The sequence below is a fragment of the Mycolicibacterium sp. lyk4-40-TYG-92 genome (assembly GCF_030209435.1).
Taxonomy (GTDB): Bacteria; Actinomycetota; Actinomycetes; order Mycobacteriales; family Mycobacteriaceae; genus Mycobacterium.
In genome coordinates, this window is the sequence record NZ_JARVRX010000008.1 from 34,532 (window position 1) to 53,955 (window position 19,424).

Below are 19,424 nucleotides of genomic sequence, written 5' to 3' on the forward strand. Positions count from 1 at the left end.
ATTCGATAGGCTAACCGATTGCGATGGCTCCGCAACATTGCGGGTAGCTGCACATTTGCGTCGGGAGACACCTGCCAAGCGAAGTACGGTTGAGTAATGACTGGACCAAACCTGCGCGTCGACACCGCTGAACTGGAGTCAGCAGCCCGCAAGTTGTCCAGCTTGAGCAGCGACCTGACAAATAGCGCAGTCGTCCACGGGCTTCCAGCCGCTGAGAGTCAAGCCAGCGGTACCGCCGCAGCAGCCGTAACCGCCGCGGCAGATCACGTGGCCGGAGTCTGCGCAGGTGACCTCAAGGCATTTGGCGACAAATTAGCGCAAGCGGCCAAGTCCTACTCCGCGACGGACTCCGATGGCGGACAGCGTGTGCTGACGACGATGCACACGGACCGATAGCGGGCAGCCACACATGGTGGAGATGCCGACGCGCACCAAAGTCGAGAGCTGGAAATCAAACCACTTGGCGAGTGCGGCTGACGCATGGACCCGACAAGCTCACACGATCGAGGACATCTACGGCAGCGCCCAGCAGGCAGTTACCGAACCCACGTGGCACGGTAGTGCCGCCGACAGCGCCCATGACTGGATGTTCAGTGACATCGTCCGCGTGCGGACCGCTATGGAAGTGCTCCGCAAGGCTGCCGGCATTGCCAAGAATGGCGTGGAACTACTGGCCGGCTTGAAGCGCAGTGGACCCTTGACCATCATTTCGAGCCGCGGTAGGCGGCTACCGTTCATGGCCCTGGCAGCCGCCGCGTATCTTCCGTTGGCCCTGTGCACTTCCTGTGTTGCGACAGCCCAGCCGAAGAAGGACTTCCCGGATCTTTCCGCTTTCGCGACCGTGGATTGGCAGCAGTTTGACTCTGGCGGCAGCCCCGCAAGAGGATACTTAGTCCGCTTCAGCACGCCAGACGGCACAACACGCTGCAGCATCCTCAACGGTCTGACCGCATCATGCGTCGGAAACATCGCCGGGATACCCGACCCGGCTCCTGACTACTCCCGAGACAAAGACACCTTCGGCGGCAACGACAGTGGCAGCTGCGCGGGCGTTCTGTTCGGCGGCGATTCACAGTACTCATTCCGCAGGAACGGCGGAGGATGCCCACCTTTTACCGACGCCAAGACGCTCCAAGCCGGTCAGAAGCTGGTCAAGTATCAGATAACGTGCGCCGTCGGTGACGGCAACCTCACCGCCTGCATCAACACCGCCACCAATCACGGCTTCGTTCTCCAGCCCTCGGGCAGCTGGACCTTCTAAACCACGTCAATCCAGACGTACAACTATCTAGACGTACATCTAATCCGACGTACAATACCGTCATGAATTGGCCCATCAGACCCATGTCACTGGTGGTCGGCGGCGTCGTCCCGCCTGAGAACGTGGTGGGCCGCGTCCGTGAGCAGCAGGAAATCCTGGCCAGCCTGCCCGACGGTGGCGCAGCCCTCGTCGGCGACCGCAGGCACGGCAAGACGTCGCTGGCCCGCCTCGTCGCGCACACCGCGCGGCTGCAGGGCCTCACCGTCGTCTCCGTCAGCGCCGAGCGGCAGACCTACGCCGAGTTCGTCACCGCCCTCGCCGCCGAACTCGGCCGCGTCGACAACGCCCTGCGCCAGGAGGTCGACCGCTGGAAGGTCGCGGTCGGCACCGGGCCGTTCAAGTTCGAGCGGGTCCGCGCCGATGCCGCCCTCGACGACCTGCTGCAGCGCGCCGTCGCCCGCACCAAGAACGGCCCGCTGGTGTTGTTCATCGACGAAGTCACCGTCCTGGCCCGCAATCTCGAACGCGAAAAGCCCGGCGGCGGAGACGCATTCCTACATCTGCTGCGCCGGTTCCGTCAGGACAACTCGGGCCGCCTGGCGACTGTTCTGTCCGGTTCCATTGGCTTCCATCATGTTTCGGAGGACGCGCTCAGCTCGGTCAACGATATCCGTAAAGTCACCGTCGGCCCGATCCGTCACGACCACGCCACCTATCTGGCCGAGTGCCTGCTGCTCGGGGTGAACGTCCCCACCACGGACCGGCACCAGGTCGCGGAATCCATTGCGGCGGCGGCAGAGAACGTGCCGTACTACATCCAGCATCTGGTCGCGGGCGCGGCACGGGAAGGTTCGGTCAAGCCGGACCGCATCGCGGAACTGCTCGCCGCTGCCATCACCGATCCGCACGACCCATGGGATCTCCGGCACTACCGTGACCGGCTGCGCAACTACTACGGCGACGACGCCTCCGCCATCGCCGGACTGCTCGACATCTACGCCCATGCCCCAACTCCGTTGAGCGTCAATGCAACACTGCAGTTCCTGAAGACCGAGGGCTCACCCATCACCGACCGCGACCAGCTGGTGTCGTTCATCGAGCGTCTCGAACAGGACCACTACCTGCGCCGCGTCGGCGACGACGACTGCTTCGCCTCCGGCCTCGTGCAATCGGCGTGGCGGGCCATGAGGCGGTAGGCCATGATCCACCCCGCCTTCTCCCCCGCCACCGTCGACGCCACAGAACTCGACGCCCGCACCATCGGCCGCGCGCCGCTACTGAAACGGCTGACGGACCGCATCGTCAGCTCGGCACAGGACGGTTCGCGTCCGCACACCTTGCTTGTCGCGCCTCGCGGCGCCGGCAAGACGCACACCCTTCAGGTCGCGCTCCATCGCGCCCTGAAACAGCGCAAGACCGCCAAAGCCACACTGCTGCTGGCACTTCCAGAGGACGCGCTCGCCATCGGCAGCTACGCGGATCTGCTCGTCGAACTACTGCGCACGCAAGGCCCGGACGTCCACGATCGAGCGCGGGAGCTGCGCGGCGACGCGCTGGAGCTGGAACGGGAAATCCTCGACCTCGCCGCGGGCCGGATGGTGCTGGTCGCGATCGAGAACGCCGACCGAATCTTCGACGCCATCGGCGAAGCCGGACAGGGCAGCTTCCGCGCCTGGGTCGAAACGTCCACCGCCGTCCTGGTTTTCGCGACAGCCCCGGCGCTGTTTCCCGCCGTCTCCTCCCGCACCCATCCGTGGTACGGGTCGTTCATCATCGAGGAACTCCCCGACCTCACCGACACTGACGTCGTCGAACTTCTCGCACAGCGCGCCAGCGATCGCGAATTGGCTTCGTACGTCCAGACTTCTGAGGGCCTGACCCGCATCGACGACGTCGCCCAGCTCGTCGGCTGGTCACCGCGAGTCTGGCAGATCATCGCGGACACCGCGGACCGGACCACGCTGGAAAAGGTCACGCACGCCGCCGACACCGCACTGGACCAGCTCACGCCCCACTACCAGCAGCTCCTCTGGCAGCTGCCTGCCGGCGAGCAACGCCTGATCGTCGAACTCGCCCGCGCCGACGGTGCCAGGACCGTCACCGACCTTGCTGCCGCCGTGGGGATTTCGAATCAGTCGGCGTCGGCGGCGCTTGGGCGCCTCACGACAGGAGGCTGGGTCCACCCCGGAAAAGCGGATTCCGGCGACCGTCGCGCCACCTGGTACGACGTCAGCGACCCGCTGCTCCGCAACTACCTGCACTATCGCGAGCGCCGCCAACGCTGACGCTCGACTCCTTGACGAAGCTGTCACTTAGTGACACAGTTGGACTGTCACTAAGTGACAGGAGGGCGGGCGATGAGCGACAAGCAAGACCAGGCACGGATTGCGGTGTCACGCATTGCCTGTGCCCTGTTCTGGGAACGGGGCGTCGCCGGAACCAGCGGTGACGACATCGCTGCGGCGGCGGGCCTCTCGACCCGCACCATCTGGCGCTATTTCCGTAGCAAGGAAAGTTGCGTCGAACCCCTGCTCGCCAAGTCGGCCGACCGGTTCCTGGCGAGCGCCCGGCGCTGGCCGCACGAACTGTCGTTGTCGGAACACCTTGCGGCAGATGCCATTGCGCATCCGCTGTCACAGCAGGACATCGAGGACGAGCTCAGCGCGATCCGTCTCGCGACCATGACGGAATCCGACCCCGCCCTGCGCACTGCGTACCTGATGGTCCACGACCGCATGGAGCGGGGACTCATCTCGGTCATCGCCGACCGATTGGGCTTACCCGACGACGATCTCACCGTCCGCCTGTGCGCGGCAGCAGTCACGGGCGCCTTCCGCGTCGTCGACGAAGACGTGAGTAAGGCAATCGTGATCGACGGCAAGAGAGTCAGCCAGGAAGAGGCGCTCGCGCTCATGGACCGGGCGATCCGCGAAGCCACCAATGGCAGGCTGGGCGGCCCCGTCAAACCCTGAAAATTCCATATCTCTCACGGGCCGGCGCCGCCGGACCGGCGAACAAGCTTGTCCAAGAAAGGATTTCACATGGCGCTACCCGAACTCATCTCGGTCGAAGACCTTTTCAGTGCACCCGAGCGCACAGCAGCGACGATCTCGCCGGACGGGACCCGGATCGCGTACCTGGCACCGTGGAAGAACCGCCTGAACGTGTGGGTACAGGACGTCGACGACGACGCGACCGCACGGTGCGTCACGGCCGACGAAACGCGCAGTGTGTACATCTACCGGTGGACCGACGATCCACGATGGATGCTCTACATGCAGGACACCGGCGGTGACGAGAACTGGCACGTGTACCGCATCGACCTGGAGAACCCGGACACGCCCGCGGTGGACCTGACCCCGTTTCCCGGGACGCGAGCCAGTTTCGAACTGCCCAAGCGGTTGCCGGGAAAGGCCATCGTCCAGATCAACAAACGCAACCCCGAACTGTTCGACGTCTACGAACTCGACATCGCCACAGGCGAACTCACGCTCCGCGCGGAGAATCCCGGCAACGTCGTCAACTGGCTGAGCGGTCCGAGCGGTGACCTGTTCACCAATACGCTGACTGCGCAAGGCGACGTCGAGATCTCGCATTGGGACCCGGCAACGAGCACCCTGCGTCCGGTCAGGGTCTACGACGGCTGCGACTACCCGGTCGGCATCTTCCCGGTCACCGTCACGCCGGATGGCAGAGGCATCTGGCTCCCGTCGTACGAGAACAGCGACCGGTCTCGACTGGTCCGGGTCGACGTGGCCGACGGCACCGAGACCGAGGTCGACAGCCACCCGACATTCGACCTGGGCAATCAGATGGTCCTTCCGTCACCGTTCATCCTCAGCGCGCGGACCGGAGAGCTGATCGGCGTCCGCTATTACGGCGAACGCCAGGTCATCCACCCGCTGGACCCGAATTTCGCTGCGGTGCTGGAGAATCTGGTCAAGCTCTCGGATGGCGACCTCGCCACCGTGTCATCCGACGACCGTGAACAACGGTGGGTGGTCAGCTTCACCCATGACCGCGATCCGTGGGCCACCTATCTCTACGACCACTCGACTGGCGAAAGCCGGCTGCTGTTCCGGCCCTACGCACGTCTGGACCCCGACGCGCTTGCTCCGATGACGCCCGTGACCATCACGTCGCGCGACGGTCTGGACCTGCATGCGTATCTGACGCTGCCGGTCGGGATCAAACCCCTTGATCTGCCGCTGGTTCTGCTGGTCCACGGCGGTCCGTGGGCGCGCGACTGCTGGGGCTTCCAACCCGATGTGCAGCTGCTGGCCAATCGCGGATACGCGGTGTTGCAGGTGAACTTTCGCGGCTCGACGGGCTACGGCAAGGCCTTCACCAAGGCCGCGATCGGGGAGTTCGCGGGCAAGATGCACGACGACCTGATCGACGCCGTGGACTGGGCCGTCAAGCAGGGCTACGTCGACAGGGACAAAGTGGCGATCTACGGCGGCTCGTACGGTGGTTACGCCGCGCTGGTCGGCGTGACATTCACCCCGGACGTATTCGCGGCGGCCATCGACTACGTCGGAATCTCAAGTCTCGCAAACTTCATGCGCACCCTGCCGAACGTGGCCCGGCCCTTCCTCGCCACCAACTGGCACACGTATGTGGGCGATCCCAATGACCCCGCGCAGGAGGCCGACATGCTGGCCCGCTCGCCCATCACCAAGGTGGATCAGATCCGCACACCACTTCTGGTTATCCAGGGCGCTAACGATTCTCGCGTCGTGCAAGCAGAATCCGACAACCTCGTCGAGGCTCTGCGCGCTCGCGGAGTCGAGGTCGAGTACATGGTCAAGGCCGACGAAGGACACGGATTCCTCAACCCCGACAACCAGATCGACATGAACCACGCCGTCGAGCGCTTCCTCGCCCAGCACCTCGGCGGCCGCGTCTGACTGCACATTCGGCGCAAAACGCAACAGGCCCCCACCGGGAGGTGGGGGCCTGTTGTGCAGAGAAAGTTACAGCGACTGCAGGATCTCGCGAGCCAGCGCAGCGGTGGCCGACGGGGTCTTGCCGACCTTGACGCCGGCAGCCTCGAGGGCTTCCTGCTTGGCAGCGGCGGTGCCCGACGAGCCCGACACGATGGCGCCGGCGTGGCCCATGGTCTTGCCCTCCGGAGCGGTGAAGCCCGCGACGTAGCCGACGACCGGCTTGGTGACGTTGGCCTTGATGTAGTCGGCAGCGCGCTCTTCGGCGTCGCCACCGATCTCGCCGATCATCACGATGACCTTGGTCTCCGGGTCCTTCTCGAACGCCTCGATGGCGTCGATGTGGGTGGTACCGATGACCGGGTCGCCGCCGATGCCGATGGCGGTCGAGAAGCCGAAGTCGCGCAGTTCGTACATCATCTGGTAGGTCAGGGTGCCGGACTTGGAGACCAGACCGATCGGGCCCTTGCCGGTGATGTTGTTCGGCGTGATGCCGACCAGCGCCTCACCGGGGGTGATGATGCCCGGGCAGTTGGGGCCGATGATGCGGGTCTTCTGACCCTTCTCGACGTTGTAGGCCCACGCGTACGCGCTGTCCTGCACCGGGATGCCCTCGGTGATGACGACCAGCAGCGGGATCTCGGCGTCGATGGCCTCGATGATGGCGTCCTTCGAGAAGGCCGGCGGCACAAAGGCGATCGACACGTCGGCGCCGGTCTCCTTCATGGCCTCGGCCACCGTGGCGAACACGGGAAGCTCGATGTCGTTGCCGTCCTTGTCGACATGCGAGACCTTGGTGCCGGCCTTGCGCGCGTTGACGCCGCCGACGACCTGGGTGCCGGCCTTCAGCATCAGCTTGGTGTGCTTGGTGCCCTCACCGCCGGTGATGCCCTGGACGATGACCTTGGAATCCTTGTTCAGGAAGATAGACATAAGTTGTTGGCTCCCTTACTTGTTCGCCAGCTCGGCGGCTTTGTCGGCACCGGAGTCCATGGTCTCGGCCTGGATCACCAGCGGGTGGTTGGCCTCGGCCAGGATGCGGCGGCCCTCTTCGACGTTGTTGCCGTCGAGACGGACGACCAGTGGCTTGTTGGCCTCGTCGCCCAGCATTTCCAGAGCCTTGACGATGCCGTTGGCGACGGCGTCACACGCGGTGATGCCACCGAAGACGTTGACGAAGACGCTCTTGACCTGGCTGTCGCCGAGGATGACGTCCAGACCGGCGGCCATGACCTCGGCCGAGGCGCCACCACCGATGTCCAGGAAGTTGGCGGGCTTCACGCCGCCGTGGTTCTCGCCCGCGTACGCGACGACGTCGAGGGTCGACATGACCAGACCGGCACCGTTACCGATGATGCCGACCGAGCCGTCGAGCTTGACGTAGTTGAGGTCGTGCTGCTTGGCCTTGAGCTCGAGCGGGTCGGTGGCTTCCTTGTCCTCGAACTCGGCGTGGCCGGGCTGACGGAAGTCGGCGTTCGCGTCCAGGGTGACCTTGCCGTCGAGGGCCAGGATCTGGTCGTCGGGGGTGCGAACCAGCGGGTTGACCTCGACCAGGGTGGCGTCTTCGGCGACGAAGACCTCCCACAGCTTCTGGATGGTCACGGCCGCGGCGTCGAGCACCTCGGCGGGCAGGTGGCCCTTCTCGGCGATCTCGCGGGCGAAGGCCAGGTCGACACCCTTGACGGCGTCGACGGGAACCTTGGCGAGACGCTCCGGCTTGGTGGCGGCGACCTCTTCGATTTCCATGCCACCCTCGACCGAGCACATGGCCAGGTAGGTGCGGTTGGCGCGATCGAGCAGGAAGGAGATGTAGTACTCCTCCGCGATGTCGCTGGCTTCAGCGACGAGCAGCTTCTTGACGATGTGGCCCTTGATGTCCAGACCGAGGATGTTCTGCGCGTGGGTGAGGGCGTCCTCCGGGGTGGCGGCATACTTCACGCCACCGGCCTTGCCACGGCCACCGACCTTGACCTGTGCCTTGATCATGACGGGCTTGCCGATCTCCTCGGCGATCGCTTTGGCGTCATCGGCGGACTCGGTGACCCGGCCCGGTGTAGTAGGGACGTTGTGCTTGGCGAACAGCTCTTTCGCCTGGTACTCGAAGAGATCCATGAGCTCTGAGAAATCCCGTTCTGTCTGCGTTGACGGTTGAATTCACTTCAGCATTGGGCCGCACTGGCTCGCTCGGCACTTTAGCCACGTACTAATGAGTAGCCAGCACCGCCTACTACCCATGTGGTACATCTCACCTGAGAGCTACGAGTGAGGCAAATCACAGTTCCCGGCCAATGACATCTATAGGTTGCCAATCGGTTCTGATTTTCAGTACCGTCATGGGCGGTCTCGGTAACGGTACGGTCACGGAGCAAAGGAATTTTCGGTTGGCTGAGCACGATTCGTCTGGCACTCCCCTCGGAGAGGCGACGGACGCCGGCATCACCGAGAACGCTACTCGCACCAGCATCAAGCTTTCCCGCGCCATGAGCCCTGCCGAAGTGACCGATATCATCCCGTTCAACGAGTTCGGCGATCTGCACGATCTGGACCTCTCCGAGTGCGCCTTCGACCGCGATTCCCGCGTCAACGCCGCCCCTGAGCTCGACGATCTGAACGACACCGACGACGAGACCCCCCTGATCCTGACTGTCCCGGCCGAATTCCGGCAGCCCGGGGGCGCTCAGCGCCTCTCCGCGAGCGCCTACCGCGACAGCCACACCGACACCAGCAACGGTCTCGACGACACCGACATCATCGATCTGCGCGCGAGCCGCGGCACCCACCGCAAGCCTGAGCCCGCGGGTGGCGTGAAGGGTCGCCTGGTCGCCGCCGCCATGGCCGTCGGCGCCACCGCCGCCGCCGGGTACTCCATGATGACCAGCGCCGACCAGCCGACCAGCACGAAGCTGGCGTCTGACCAGGTCGTCCGGGCAGATGGCTCCGCTGGATCATCGGATGGCATCCAGATCGTCAACGTCGAACCGGCCGCCGCGTCCGGCGCGGTGCACGCCCAGGAGCTCGCCAACGGCGCAGCGTTCGCACAGGAGCGCGCCGAGCGCGAAGCCCGGCTCGCCCGCCCGCTGTTCGTGATGCCCACCAAGGGTGTGTTCACCTCCGGCTTCGGTTACCGCTGGGGCGCGCTGCACGGCGGCATCGACATCGCCGGCCCGATCGGCACCCCGATCGTCGCCGTGTCCGACGGCGTCGTCGTCGCCGCAGGCCCGACCGCTGGTTACGGCGCGTGGGTCAAGGTCCGCCACTCGGACGGGACCGTCACGCTCTACGGCCACGTCAACACCTGGGTCGTATCGGTCGGCCAGCGCGTTTTCGCCGGCGACCAGATCGCGACCATCGGCAACCGCGGCAACTCGACCGGCCCGCACTGCCACTTCGAGGTGCTCCTGGGCGGCAGCTCGCGCATCGACCCCGTGCCGTGGCTGGCACAGCGTGGCCTGAGCCCGGGTAACTACGTCGGCTGATCCGTGACGGACGACAACACCGCCGACGGGCCGTTGTCCGACCCCACCCAGATCTTCGGGCAACCGTCTGACGACGAACCCAAGACCAGCTTGATCCGCCGCGCCCCGACCGGCGCGATCCCGATCGTGCAGCCCGCGGACGACAGCGCGCCGGCGACCAGCATCATCCGACGCACGCCGACGGGAGCCATCCCCGTCGCCGATGCTCCGCAGACCAGCATCATCGAGCCCGCGGCCACCGGTCTGATCCTGCCCGGGCTGGTCGAACCCGAAACGCCGGGAACCGCCAACATCGCGGCGCCGAGTAAGCCGAAGCCGCCGCCCGGCCCGTTCGCCGCGTCCGCCACCGCCACGGCCTGCATCTTGAGTGGCTGGGCCACCGCCGTCATTGCCACCTCACTGATCTCTGGGTGGTGGCGTACCGATCCCCTGTTCTGCGTCGCCATCGGCTTCCTCGCCGCGGTCGGCTGCGGCGCCACCATCGGCGGCCAGATCGCAGTGCTGCTACGCCACCGGACCGGACGCATGCTCGTGGTGGTCGGCGCCCTGGTGACCCTGGTGATCTTCGCCAGCTTGTTCGTCGCCGGGGCGAAACTGCCGCCGATCGTCTACGGCATCCCGGTGTTGCCCATCACGAGCATGGTGCTCGCGATGCTGCCGGTCACCGGGCGCTGGTGCACCAAGACCTGAGCTTGAATACCCTGTCTCCCAACGTATTCGGAGACCCTGGCGCAGATGACGGACTTGTCGCCACGACGGCTGCGCGGACCCACCCGAGTCAGAGCTTCTGGGCCAGCGCGTGGTCGTGGTCATCGGATCACCTGGCCGCTGCGCGGAGCGATGATTCGCAGCAGCGGCAGGGCGATGAGCAACGCGAGCCCGACCAGGAGGCTGCTGACCCATACCGGGCCGACGGCGCCCGCCTGAGTGTCCAAGGTCGCGGCGGCAACGACCGGGCCGCCGGCTGCGCCGATGTTCAGCGCCGCGGTGGCATACGCCCCGCCCATGGTGGGGGCGCCCGCCGCCTCGTAGAGCACCCTGGCGATCAGCGTGCTGCCCACGGCGAAGGACAATGCGCCCAGGACAAACACCAGCAGCAGCAGCGCAAGAGGGCGAGTAGCGAGGGCCGCCAACGCCAGCCAGCCGAGCAGTAGCGCTGGGCCGCCGACGCCGATCCCGATGCCGGGACGCCGATCCGAGAGCCGCCCCGCGACGGTGACACCCACGAACGACCCAAAGCCGAAGAGCACCAGGGCAACCGAGATCCATAGCTCCCCCAAGCCGGCAGTATCGGTCACGATCGGCCCCAGGAAGGTGAAGGTGGCGAAGGTTCCAGCATTTACCAAGGCCCCGAGCAGCATGACCAAGGCAAGTCTGATCGCCCCCAACTGGGCGATCTCGGTCCGCAAAGAGCAGCCGGCCGACGTGTCCTGACTGGCCGCACCGGCACGGGCCGGAACAGCCTTCATGATGCCGACGGCAGCGGGAAGGCACAGAAGCGCGATCGCCCAAAATGTTGCCCGCCAGTCGAGGAGGGCCCCGAGTAACGCGCCGCCCGGCACCCCGGCGATGGTGGCCACCGTGGTACCCGAAAGCAGCACTGCCAGCGCCCGCCCCTTTTGGTCGGCCGGCACGAGCGTGGCCGCCGCACTCAGCGCAACGGCCAGAAAGCCCGCGTTGGCCAGGGCAGCTATTACCCGGGTGACCAGCAGCATCACAAAACTTGTTGTAAGAGCGCCCACGACATGCGTGACGGCGAACAGCAGCACGAAGCCCAGCAGACTTACTCGGGACGGCCACCGGCGCGCAAGCGCCGCCATCAGCGGCGCGCCGACGACCATCCCGACGGCGAACGCCGAGATGAGGGTCCCCGCGGCTCCGACCGACACGCCGAAACTGACGGCGATATCCGGCAGCAGGCCGGCGAGCATGAACTCCGATGTACCCATGGCGAAGACCGCCAGGGCAAGCAGGTATAGCGAAAGAGGCATCAGAAACTCCGAGGTGAGAGAGAGCGAGAAGAAAACGTCTCGTCACCGCGGCCAGCGCCCGAGGGTGCGCAAATGCCCGTCCGGCATCGCTGCCAGGAACGGGTTACGAACTCAGTGGTTCAGGGGGCTGACGGCGTGACCGAAAGCCCCCACCTTGGATGCCTCAGGGCTCGACATGGCGCGAACGCTACTCAAATCACTCGTCGTCACGCAATCGGATTTCAGCAGCGAACCAGACCACGTCTCGCCGACAGTCGTCCTTGTCGACGGGCCCGAGTCAGAGCTTCTGCACCGGCGCGTGGTTGTGCATCAGTTTGACCCGGCCGGAGCTGCCGAAGTCGATGAGCGACATGGCCGATTCACCGACGCCACTGACCTCCTCGACGCGCCCCAGGCCGTACTTGTCGTGCGTAACGCGGTCACCCGGCGCGAGCACGACGAGCGGCTTGTTGCGGTTCGGGGCCGGCCGCGTCGGCGACGGACGGCCACCACCCAGACCACCACCTGATCCGCCCGAGCCGTAGCGGCTGGGCGCCGACAACGACGGCGGCGGCTCGACACGGCGCCAGTCGATCAACTCTTGCGGAATCTCTTGCAGGAAACGCGATTCCGGGTTGAGCATGGGCTGCCCCCACGACGACCGCACCTTGGCGCGGCTGAGGTACAACCGCTGGCGGGCCCGCGTGATACCGACGTAGGCCAGCCGGCGTTCCTCGGACAGCTCGGTGGGATCGCCGAGGGCGCGCATGTGCGGGAACATGCCGTCTTCCCAGCCGGTCACGAACACCACCGGGAACTCGAGGCCCTTTGCGGTGTGCAGCGTCATCATGGTGACGACGCCGTCGCCGCCTTCGGGGATTTCGTCGGCGTCGGCCACCAACGAGACCCGTTCCAGGAAAGCGGCCAACGCTCCGGTGTCGGGGACGTCCTCGTCGAGTTCCTCTTCCTGTAATGCCTGCGCGTTGGCCAGGTCGGTGCTGAATTCGTGTGCGACACTGACTAATTCGTTCAGGTTGTCCAGCCGCGCCTGGTCCTGCGGATCGCTGGACGCTTCCAGTTCCCGACGGTAGCCCGTGCGGTCCAGCACCGTCTCGACCAGGTCGCCCAATTCGCCGTCGAGCCCGCCGCGCAGGCTGTCCATGAGCTCGACGAAGCTGGCGATCGCTTTCTCCGAGCGGGAGTTCAGCATCGGCACCCGGCCCTCGGCGGCGGCCTGCAGCGCGTCACTGAAGCTGGCGCCGGTGTTCTCGGCGTACACCGCGACACAGGCTTCAGCGCGGTCGCCGATGCCCCGGCGCGGGGTGTTGAGGATGCGCCGCAGGCTCACCGCGTCGCCCGGGTTGTCCAGCACCCGCAGGTACGCGACGATGTCGCGAATCTCTTTGCGCTCGTAAAAGCGCATGCCCCCAACGACTTTGTACGGGATCCCGGCCCGGATGAAGATGTCTTCCACCGACCGGGACGAATTGTTGGTGCGGTAGAACACCGCGATGTCGCCGTAGCTGAACTTGGTGTCGATCCCGCTGCCCCTGGTGGTCAGCGTGTCGATCTCCTCGGCGATGAACCGCGCCTCGTCGTGCTCGTTGTCGGCGACGTAGCCGACGATCAGCTCGCCCTCGCCCGCATCGGTCCACAGCTTCTTGTCGCGGCGGCCGGCGTTGCGGCTGATGACCCCGTTGGCGGCCGACAGGATGTTCTGCGTGGAGCGGTAATTCTGTTCCAGCAGAATGGTTTTCGCGTTCGGGAAGTCGCGCTCGAAATCCTCGATGTTGCGGATGGTCGCGCCGCGGAACGCGTAGATGGACTGGTCGGCGTCACCCACGACGCACAGTTCGGCCGGCGGGACGTCGTCCGCGCCTTCGGGCGCGTGATGCCCGGCGAGCTCGCGCACCAGCACGTACTGGGCGTGGTTGGTGTCCTGGTACTCGTCGACCAGGATGTGCCGGAAGCGCCGCCGGTAGTACTGCGCGATCTGCGGGAAGCTCTGCAGCACAGCGACGGTCTCGCCGATCAGGTCGTCGAAGTCCATGGCGTTCGCGGCCCGCAGCCGGCGCTGGTATTCGCCGTAGACCTCGGCGACGATCTTCGGGAGGTCCTCGTCGGCCTCCGACGCCTCCGAGGCGGCCTGCAGCGGGTCGATCAGTTCGTTCTTCAGGTTCGAGATCGCCGTCGCCAGCATGCGCGGCGAGTACCGCTTGACGTCGAGGTTCAGATCCTTGCCGACCATCATCAGCAGCCGGCGCGAATCGTCCGCGTCGTAGATGGAGAAGTTGGAGTTCAGCCCCGGCAGCAGCGAGGCCTGGTTCCGGAGGATGCGGACGCACGTGGAGTGGAACGTCGACACCCACATGGACTTGGCGCGCGGGCCGATCAACTGGACCACGCGCTCCCGCATCTCGGCGGCGGCCTTGTTGGTGAACGTGATGGCCAGGATCTGGCCGACGCCGACGTCGCGGTTGGCCAGCAGGTAGGCGATGCGCCGGGTCAGCACCGCCGTCTTGCCCGAGCCCGCGCCGGCCACGATCAGCAGCGGCGAACCCTCGTGCAGCACAGCTGCACGCTGCTGCGGGTTGAGGCCGTCCAGGAGCTGATCGATGTCGGGGGCTGTACTCGTCATATCAGCTCAAACTTACCGCCGGGGTGTGACAACCCACGCATTTGCCCGGCCGCTTCACACACCTCTTTGCGCTGGCACCGGCCGGGATGGCACACTCGGAACGTGCTCAATGCGCAGCAGCGATTTTTCTACGGGTACCGGACGCCGGTACCCGGGGTTTAGCTGCTTCCCTTCAGCCCCGTGGTCCGCATCCGGATCCGGGGCTCGTTTGTTGTGTGAGGCCTGAATTCGGATGACACCAGAATCACCCAACAGCGAGGAAACCATGTCGACCGAAACCGAACTCCCCAACATCGACGAGCTCCGCCTGGAGATCGACGAGCTCGACGCCACCATCCTGGCGGCCGTCGCCCGTCGCACCGAGGTCTCCAAGATGATCGGCAAGGCCCGGATGGCCTCCGGCGGCACCCGGCTGGTGCACAGCCGCGAGATGAAGGTCATCGAGCGCTACAGCGAGCTGGGACCCGAGGGCAAAGACCTCGCCATGCTGCTGCTGCGTCTGGGCCGCGGTCGCCTCGGCCACTGACGCCAGCGGCTACGGGGTCACGGCGTCAGGGCGATGTACTTGGTGTCGAGGTACTCCTCGATGCCTTCGGTGCCGCCCTCGCGGCCGAATCCTGACGACTTCACCCCGCCGAACGGCGCCGCCGGATCCGAGATGACGCCCCGGTTGACACCGACCATGCCGGACTCCAGCGCCTCGGACACCCGCAGCGCCCGGTCCAGCGACTGCGTGTAGATGTAAGCGGCCAGCCCGTACTCGGTGTCGTTCGCCGCGGCGATCGCCTCGTCCTCGGTATCGAAACCCGTCACCGGTGCGACGGGCCCGAACACCTCTTCTCTGAGGATGCGGGCGTCGGCGGGCACATCCGCCAGGACCGTGGCGGGATAGAAGTACCCCGGACCACCCGGGGCCGTGCCGCCGACGGCCACGGTCGCGCCGCGCGACACCGCGTCGGACACGAGGTCGGTGACGGTGCCGACGTGATTGGCGTTGATCAGCGGCCCGAGCGTCGCGTTCTCGTCCAGGCCGTTGCCGAGCGTGAACTCGCTCATCCGCTGCACCAGTTTCGTGGTGAACTCCTCGCGCACCGAGTTGGCGACGTGGAAGCGGTTGGCCGCCGTGCACGCCTCGCCGCCGTTGCGCATCTTGGCGAGGATCGCACCGTCGACCGCGGCATCGATGTCGGCGTCGTCGAACACCACGAACGGCGCATTGCCGCCGAGTTCCATCGACATCCGCAGCAGCTTCTCGCCTCCCTGCTGCACCAGCGCCCGGCCGACGCCCGTCGACCCGGTGAACGTCAGCTTGCGCAGCCGGCCGTCGTTCATGAGCGCGGCGGTCAACTCGCCCGGACTGGTGGTCGGCAGCACGGACAGCACGCCCTTGGGCAGGCCGGCGTCGGCCATCAGTTTGGCCAGCAGCAGCATGGTCAGCGGGGTTTCCGCGGCGGGCTTGACCAGCATGGTGCAGCCGGCTGCCAGCGCCGGGCCGATCTTGCGGGTACCCATGGCCAGCGGGAAGTTCCACGGCGTCACCGCGTAGCAGGGGCCGACGGGCGACTTGGTGACGAGGATGCGCCCGGTCCCGGCCGGGCTCGGGGTGTAGCGGCCGCCGATGCGCACGGCCTCTTCGGCGAACCAGCGGAAGAACTCGGCGCCGTATTTGACCTCGCCGCGACTCTCGGCGAGCACCTTGCCCATCTCGAGCGTCATCAGCGTGGCGACGTCCTCGGCGCGGGCGGTGATGGTGTCGAACACCGACCGCAGAATCTCGCCACGCTCGCGCGCCGGGGTTGCCGCCCACTCCTTCTCGACGGCCGCCGCGGCATCGAGTGCGGCGATGCCGTCCTGCGGCGTGGCGTCGGCGACGCGGGCGATGACGTCCTCGGTGGCCGGGTTGAGCACTTCGAACGTGGATTGACCGGCGCGCTCCTCACCGCCGATCCAGAGGCCAGTTGGGACAGACGACAGCAGCGCGGCGATGTCCATACACCCATCATGTACGGCGGCGTTTCCTACGTCACACTAGGGTTTGAAGCATGGCTGATCACACTCCCGCTGCCGACATCTCGACCACCACAGCCTGGAAGGCGCTCACCGCGCACCATGCCGCGGTCGAGGCGACGACGCTGCGCGACTTGTTCGCCGACGACCCGGACCGCGGCCGGGAGCTGACGCTGACCGTCGGTGACCTGTACATCGACTACAGCAAGCACCGCGTGACCAGAGAAACCCTTGCGCTGCTGCTCGATCTGGCCCGGGCGGCCGGGCTGGAAGAGCGGCGCGACGCCATGTTCGCCGGTCAGCACATCAACACCTCCGAGGACCGGGCTGTGCTGCACACGGCACTGCGGTTGCCCCGCGGCGCCGCGCTGGTGGTCGACGGCCAGGACGTGGTCGCCGACGTGCACTCGGTGCTCGACGAAATGGGCACCTTCACCGACCGGCTGCGCAGCGGCGAGTGGACCGGGGCCACCGGCGAGCGCATCACGACCGTCGTCAACATCGGTATCGGCGGCTCCGATCTGGGCCCGGTGATGGTCGATCAGGCCCTGCGCCACTACGCCGACGCGGGCATCTCGGCCCGGTTCGTGTCGAACGTCGACCCGGCCGACCTGGTGGCCAAACTCGACGGACTCGAGCCTGCCACAACGCTTTTCATCGTCGCCTCCAAGACGTTCTCCACCCTGGAGACGTTGACGAACGCCACTGCCGCCCGGCGGTGGCTCGTCGCCGCGCTGGGTGAGGACGCCGTCGCCAAGCACTTCGTCGCGGTGTCCACCAACGCAAAGCTGGTGTCCGAGTTCGGAATCGACACCGCGAACATGTTCGGCTTCTGGGACTGGGTCGGCGGCCGCTACTCGGTGGACAGCGCCATCGGGCTCTCGGTGATGGCCGTCATCGGCAAGGAACGGTTCGGCGAATTCCTCGCCGGCTTCCACCTGGTCGACGAGCACTTCCGCACCGCACCGCTGGAAGCGAATGCGCCTGTCCTGCTTGGCCTGATCGGGCTGTGGTACTCGGATTTCTTTGGCGCACAAGCGCGTGCGGTGCTCCCCTACTCGAACGACCTCGCCCGGTTCGCGGCCTACCTGCAGCAGCTGACCATGGAGTCCAATGGCAAGTCGGTCCGTGCCGACGGTACCCCGGTGAGCACCGACACCGGCGAAATCTTCTGGGGTGAGCCGGGAACCAACGGCCAGCACGCCTTCTACCAGCTGCTGCACCAGGGCACCCGGCTGGTACCGGCCGACTTCATCGGCTTCAGCGAGCCCACCGACGACCTGCCCACCGCCGACGGCACCGGCAGCATGCACGACCTGCTGATGAGCAACTTCTTCGCCCAGACGCAGGTGCTCGCCTTCGGCAAGACCGCCGAGGAAATTGCCGCCGAAGGCACCCCGGCCGACGTCGTCCCCCACAAGGTGATGCCCGGAAACCGGCCCACCACTTCGATTCTGGCGACCAAGCTGACGCCGTCGGTGGTCGGCCAGCTCATCGCGCTGTACGAGCACCAGGTCTTCACCGAGGGCGTCATCTGGGGCATCGACTCGTTCGATCAGTGGGGTGTGGAGCTCGGCAAGACGCAGGCCAAGGCCCTGCTGCCGGTCATCACGTCCGACGCCTCACCTGCCCCGCAGTCCGACAGCTCGACCGACGCCCTGGTGCGCCGCTACCGGGCCGAGCGCGGCCGCACCGCTTAACCCGCGAGCAGACGTAAAACTGCCGATTTCCAACGAAATTGGACAGTTTTGCGTCTGCTCGCAGAGGAACTCACGCGAAGTACTTGGTGAAGCGCGGCGGGACGAGTTTCATCACCTCGACCAGCGGCCACCACGGCCAGCCGGGGACGACGGCGCGGCCCTTCTCCTTCTCGATGGCGTCGACCATGGCCTTCACGCCGGTCTCGTTGTCGACCATGAGCATGGTCGAGTTGGATTTGGCGGTCATCTCGGACTCGATGTAGCCGGGCTCCAGGACGGTGACCTTGATGGGGCCGGATGCGTACTCGGCGCGCAATGACTCCCCGAGCGACGTCACGCCGGCCTTGCTCGCAGCGTAGGCGGCCTTGTATCCGGGCACGCCGACGTTGCCCAGCACCGAGGACACCAGGACCAGGTGGCCCCGGCCCGCGGCCTTGAACATCTCCAACGCCGTTTCGATCTGCACCAGTGCGGCAACGAGATTGGTCTCGATGGTGGCCTTGTTGGCCCACAGCTTGCCGCCACCAAGCGGGTAACCCTTGCCGATGCCGGCGTTGACTATGACGCAGTCGATGCCGCCGAGCTGGTCGGACAGCTCCTCGAACACCTTGGGCACCTGGTCGTGGTCGTTGACGTCCAGCGCCGCGATGGCCACGGTCACCCCGGGGTACTGTGCCGTCAGTTCGGCCTTCAGCTCTTCGAGGTTGTCCAGCCGGCGGGCGCACAGTGCCAGGTCGCGGCCTTTGGCGGCGAACTGCCGGGCCATGCCGGCGCCCAGGCCCGAGCTCGCGCCGGTGATGAGGATTTTCTGCCGAGTCATGCCTGCAGCGTAACGAACTCGACACCTGTCAAGAAAGGCCGGATGATGCAGGATCGAGGGATGAAGCTCGCCCCTCTGTTGGTCGCCGTACTTGGCATGACGGCGGTGCCCCTCGCCCACGCCGACGACGATGCGCTCTTCCGGTTGGTCGACACCGCGGCCCAGCGGCTGCAGACCGCCGATCCCGTGGCGGCAGTCAAGTGGATCACCGGCGGTTCGATCGAGGATCCCGTGCGCGTCGGCCAGGTGCTGAAGGCAGTCGGCGCCCAGGCCACAGCGTCGGGCGCCGACCCGGTGTTCGTCCAAAAGGTGTTCACCGACCAGATTCACGCCACCGAGGGCATCGAGTACCTGCGGTTCAGCCAGTGGAAGTTCGATCCGGCCGCGGCGCCGACCACTGCCCCCGACCTGTCCGAATCACGCACGGCGATAGACGGTTTCAATCGCACCATGGTCGCCGAGCTGGCGGCACAACAAGGCGTCCTGCACGGCCCGGGCTGCGCTGCCGCGGTCGACGCGGCCCGCACGCGGGTAACCACGAGTCGGCAACTCGATCCGCTGTACCAGCAGGCACTGGTGACCGCGACCAGCAGCTACTGCGGCTGA

16 protein-coding genes are annotated in these 19,424 nt (G+C 66.2%); 10 read left to right on the top strand and 6 right to left on the bottom strand.

The genetic code is table 11. The features are described 5' to 3' along the window. Positions 1-409 precede the first annotated feature (409 nt). The 5 genes from QRN63_RS14185 to QRN63_RS14205 all read left to right on the top strand — a co-directional run bounded on the left by QRN63_RS14185 (position 410) and on the right by QRN63_RS14205 (position 6,171). Positions 410-1,261 (top strand): WXG100 family type VII secretion target, encoded by an 852-nt coding sequence (locus tag QRN63_RS14185; RefSeq protein WP_285031398.1) that lies wholly within the window; start codon positions 410-412, stop codon positions 1,259-1,261. 83 nt (positions 1,262-1,344) lie between these two features. Beyond that, positions 1,345-2,457 carry an ATP-binding protein gene (locus tag QRN63_RS14190; protein ID WP_267316621.1) on the top strand — a complete coding sequence of 371 codons (1,113 nt, stop codon included), beginning with the start codon at positions 1,345-1,347 and terminating at the stop codon, positions 2,455-2,457. A 3-nt stretch (positions 2,458-2,460) separates the two neighbouring features. Further along, entirely contained in the window at positions 2,461-3,546 is a 1,086-nt protein-coding gene (locus QRN63_RS14195) for a MarR family transcriptional regulator (protein WP_285031399.1), read from the top strand. Positions 3,547-3,618: 72 nt separating this feature from the next. Then, positions 3,619-4,233, top strand: coding sequence for a TetR/AcrR family transcriptional regulator (locus QRN63_RS14200; protein WP_285031400.1), 615 nt, complete (start codon positions 3,619-3,621; stop codon positions 4,231-4,233). A 69-nt stretch (positions 4,234-4,302) separates the two neighbouring features. Then, complete coding sequence (locus tag QRN63_RS14205; RefSeq protein ID WP_285031401.1) at positions 4,303-6,171, top strand: S9 family peptidase; 1,869 nt, start codon at positions 4,303-4,305, stop codon at positions 6,169-6,171. Positions 6,172-6,237: 66 nt separating this feature from the next. On the opposite strand, the gene sucD is transcribed toward QRN63_RS14205, so the two are convergent. Both sucD and sucC read right to left on the bottom strand, forming a co-directional pair. Next, on the bottom strand, positions 6,238-7,140 hold the full coding sequence (sucD, locus tag QRN63_RS14210; protein ID WP_020099021.1) for a succinate--CoA ligase subunit alpha: 903 nt from the start codon (positions 7,138-7,140) through the stop codon (positions 6,238-6,240). A gap of 15 nt (positions 7,141-7,155) precedes the next feature. Further along, the gene (gene sucC / locus QRN63_RS14215; RefSeq protein ID WP_267315664.1) at positions 7,156-8,319 is read right to left on the bottom strand and encodes an ADP-forming succinate--CoA ligase subunit beta; all 1,164 of its coding nucleotides are present in this window, start codon (positions 8,317-8,319) and stop codon (positions 7,156-7,158) included. A 269-nt stretch (positions 8,320-8,588) separates the two neighbouring features. Here sucC and QRN63_RS14220 point away from each other — a divergent pair, with 269 nt between their 5' ends. Both QRN63_RS14220 and QRN63_RS14225 read left to right on the top strand, forming a co-directional pair. After that, a complete protein-coding gene (locus QRN63_RS14220) occupies positions 8,589-9,683 on the top strand; it encodes a M23 family metallopeptidase (RefSeq protein WP_285031402.1) in 1,095 nt (364 codons plus the stop codon). A 3-nt stretch (positions 9,684-9,686) separates the two neighbouring features. Next, positions 9,687-10,373 carry a hypothetical protein gene (locus QRN63_RS14225; RefSeq protein WP_502888133.1) on the top strand — a complete coding sequence of 229 codons (687 nt, stop codon included), beginning with the start codon at positions 9,687-9,689 and terminating at the stop codon, positions 10,371-10,373. 119 nt (positions 10,374-10,492) lie between these two features. Here the strand turns inward: QRN63_RS14225 and QRN63_RS14230 are convergent, their stop codons facing one another. Continuing rightward, complete coding sequence (locus QRN63_RS14230) at positions 10,493-11,674, bottom strand: Cmx/CmrA family chloramphenicol efflux MFS transporter (RefSeq protein ID WP_285031403.1); 1,182 nt, start codon at positions 11,672-11,674, stop codon at positions 10,493-10,495. A gap of 277 nt (positions 11,675-11,951) precedes the next feature. Next, positions 11,952-14,291 (bottom strand): DNA helicase PcrA, encoded by a 2,340-nt coding sequence (pcrA, locus tag QRN63_RS14235; protein ID WP_285031404.1) that lies wholly within the window; start codon positions 14,289-14,291, stop codon positions 11,952-11,954. A gap of 232 nt (positions 14,292-14,523) precedes the next feature. On the opposite strand from pcrA, the gene QRN63_RS14240 reads away from it, so the two are divergent. Next, a complete protein-coding gene (locus QRN63_RS14240) occupies positions 14,524-14,817 on the top strand; it encodes a chorismate mutase (protein ID WP_267315668.1) in 294 nt (97 codons plus the stop codon). Between the two features lie 17 nt (positions 14,818-14,834). Here the strand turns inward: QRN63_RS14240 and QRN63_RS14245 are convergent, their stop codons facing one another. Further along, a complete protein-coding gene (locus QRN63_RS14245) occupies positions 14,835-16,283 on the bottom strand; it encodes an NAD-dependent succinate-semialdehyde dehydrogenase (RefSeq protein WP_285031405.1) in 1,449 nt (482 codons plus the stop codon). Between the two features lie 50 nt (positions 16,284-16,333). Between QRN63_RS14245 and pgi the strand changes: the two genes are divergently transcribed. Further along, positions 16,334-17,998, top strand: coding sequence for a glucose-6-phosphate isomerase (gene pgi / locus QRN63_RS14250; protein WP_285031406.1), 1,665 nt, complete (start codon positions 16,334-16,336; stop codon positions 17,996-17,998). A gap of 70 nt (positions 17,999-18,068) precedes the next feature. Here pgi and QRN63_RS14255 read toward each other — a convergent pair whose 3' ends face one another. Further along, complete coding sequence (locus tag QRN63_RS14255; RefSeq protein ID WP_267315671.1) at positions 18,069-18,818, bottom strand: SDR family oxidoreductase; 750 nt, start codon at positions 18,816-18,818, stop codon at positions 18,069-18,071. Between the two features lie 60 nt (positions 18,819-18,878). Between QRN63_RS14255 and QRN63_RS14260 the strand changes: the two genes are divergently transcribed. Further along, the gene (locus QRN63_RS14260) at positions 18,879-19,424 is read left to right on the top strand and encodes a chorismate mutase (RefSeq protein WP_285031407.1); all 546 of its coding nucleotides are present in this window, start codon (positions 18,879-18,881) and stop codon (positions 19,422-19,424) included.